This is a genomic window from uncultured Caldilinea sp., assembly GCF_937128415.1.
In the GTDB taxonomy this organism is placed as follows: Bacteria; Chloroflexota; Anaerolineae; order Caldilineales; family Caldilineaceae; genus Caldilinea.
Window position 1 is genome coordinate 1 of the sequence record NZ_CAKZMJ010000106.1, and the last position, 2,500, is coordinate 2,500.

Consider the following 2,500-nt stretch of genomic DNA (forward strand, 5'->3'; position numbering starts at 1 on the left):
GGATGATTTGGATCTGCTGAAAGGGTGAAGCTGGCGACGCCGCCCTGCGCAGGAGGGGAAAGAGCTTCCTGAAAGCGTCAGGGGACTTAACAGGCTCTATCCTTTGAAACAGCGTCATGCCGAGTCAGAAACTCACGGGCACATTAGAAGAACAGTGTGAATTTCTGTACAACCTGGCTTTGGAGAAGATGAGCCAGGGGAATTACACGGGCGCAATTCATGCGCTCAAAGAAATTGTAAAATACAAGCCAGACTACCGGGACGCAGCGCAACTGCTGGCCGAAGCGAAGCAGCGCAAATCGGAGCAGACGTTTCTGCTGTTGATGGCGGTGTTCGGCGCCACGGTGGCAGTGGCGATCGGTGGCGCAATCGGTGTGCCGAACGACTTGATTTTTTTGGTCTTCGTCATCGTCGGCGCCTTGATCGGATACGCCATCGGCAACCTGATTCGCAGTTTTCGATATCGGCGACCATCCTGAATCGATTGAATTCATGACGTCAACGGGTCGTAAAGCAAAACGAGGGTAAGCAATGCAAGGATTTTTGAATCTCGCCTGGCTTTTGCCGGTGCCGCCCTTTCTCGCTTTTGTCGCTATCGTCCTCTTTTTGAATCGCAACAAGACGGTGAGCGCGCTCACGGCGATCGGCGGGGTGCTCGTCAGCTTTGTGCTGGGTTGGCCGATTGCATTCAGCGTGTTTACGACTCCACATTTCGGCGAACATCCACTGTACGGTGAGCTTTTCACAATCCCCACCGGCGCAACGGAGCTGATGATCGGGTTTCAGGTCGACCCGGCCAACGCGCTGATGATCTTCATGGTGACCTTCTTGCTGCTCATGATTTTCATCTACGCCAGCGGCTATATGACTTTCCCTTCTCATCTGCGCAAGGAAGACTATCCGCTGGCGTATGCCCAGGGCAAGGATCCTCGCTACAGCCGTTTCATGGCTTACATCAGCCTGTTCGCCACCGGCATGTTGGGATTGGTGGTGTCGAATTCGCTGCTGACCTTCTTCGTCTTCTGGGAGATCATGGGCCTGTGCAGTTATCTGCTCATCGGCTTCTGGTTTGAGAAGGAGTCGGCCAAGAAGGCGGCCTTCAAAGCGTTCGTCACCACGCGCATCGGCGACGCCCTGATGTTCGCCGGCATGATGCTGCTCTACATGTGGAGCGTCGAGAACACGCTGGTCTTCGAGCAGATTCTGGCGCCGGAGAACATGAAGCATCTCTCCGAGATGATGGTGCACGTGCCGGTGCTCAACTTCACCACGCCGGCCATCGCCCTGATCGCCGTGCTGATCTTCTTCGGCACCATTGGCAAGAGCGCCCAGTTTCCGCTGCACGTCTGGTTGCCGGACGCCATGGAAGGCCCGACGCCGGTCAGCGCTTTGATCCATGCGGCGACGATGGTGTCGGCGGGCGTCTTCCTCTTGGTGCGCATGTTCCCGCTCTACTACGCCGCCGGCGAGGTCGCTCCGGGCAGCATGCAGTTCGTCGCCGGCATCGGCGCCTTCACGGCGCTCTTCGCCTCGCTCATCGCCGTGGCGCAATGGGACATCAAGCGCGTGCTTGCGTACTCGACGGTGGCGCAGCTCGGCTATATGGTGGCGGCCCTGGGCACAGGCGCTTACGTGGCGGGCTTCTTCCACCTGTTGACGCATGCGTTCTTCAAAGGATTGCTCTTCCTCGGCTCCGGCTCTGTGATTCACGGCGTCGAGCATGGTTTTCATCATGCGCATGAACACGGCGCCCATGATGAGGAACACGGCCACGGGGAGCACGATGCGCATCATGGGCCGCGCCTGATTCAACGCGCAGACGGCGTTTTGGACCCCAATGACCCGCAGGATATGCGCAACATGGGTGGGTTGCTGCAGCGTATGCCCATCACCGGTTGGACATTCATCATCGGCGGCCTGGCGTTGGCTGGCTTCCCTTTCTTCACGGCCGGCTTTTGGTCGAAGGATGAAATTCTCGCCAGCGAATGGTACACCGGCCAGTGGGCGGTCTTCTGGACGTTGGCGTTTTCAGCGTTGGTGACCGCTTTCTACACGGCGCGCCAGATCATGCTGACGTTCCTCGGTCAACCGCGCAGCGAGGGCGCCGCTCACGCCACAGAGAGCGTGAGGTCGATGACGATTCCGCTGATTTTGATCACTCCCTTCGTCATCGGCTTGGGATGGTTGGGCATCCCGAAAGATTTTCCGCTTTTGGGGGCGCTCTTTCCGAACTGGATCGAGCACCAGCTGGAGCCATACATTGAGTATCAGGCGTTCAAGTTCCCTCATCCAGAGTTTAACTTCCTGGTGCTCCTTATTTCACTGGTGGTTTCGCTCGGCGGCCTCGGGTTGGGCTACTGGGTCTATCGCAACGGTTTGCCCGAAGGCCAGATCGACCCGATGCGCCGCTGGCTTGGTCCGATCTGGTGGGCGATGCACCGTAAGTTCTGGGTGGATGAGCTTTACGGCTACACGGTGATTCCTTTCACACGCGGCGCCG

2 protein-coding genes (1 of these 2 cut by a window edge) are annotated in these 2,500 nt (G+C 58.0%); both read left to right on the forward strand.

Annotation, left to right across the window (positions count from 1 at the left end; translation table 11 throughout):
* Positions 1-116: 116 nt before the first annotated feature.
* On the forward strand, positions 117-479 hold the full coding sequence (locus tag Q0367_RS19995) for a hypothetical protein (RefSeq protein ID WP_297630311.1): 363 nt from the start codon (positions 117-119) through the stop codon (positions 477-479).
* Between the two features lie 52 nt (positions 480-531).
* Positions 532-2,500 carry the 5' portion of an NADH-quinone oxidoreductase subunit L gene (locus Q0367_RS20000; protein ID WP_297630308.1) on the forward strand. Its footprint extends 278 nt past the window's final position, so only the first 1,969 of its 2,247 coding nucleotides appear in the window; it begins with the start codon at positions 532-534; its stop codon lies off the right edge, out of view.

What these genes read in the sequence shown, in the direction of transcription:
- Q0367_RS19995 (WP_297630311.1), top strand. Translation starts at nt 117, where the DNA reads ATGCCGAGTCAGAAACTCACGGGCACATTAGAAGAACAGTGTGAATTT.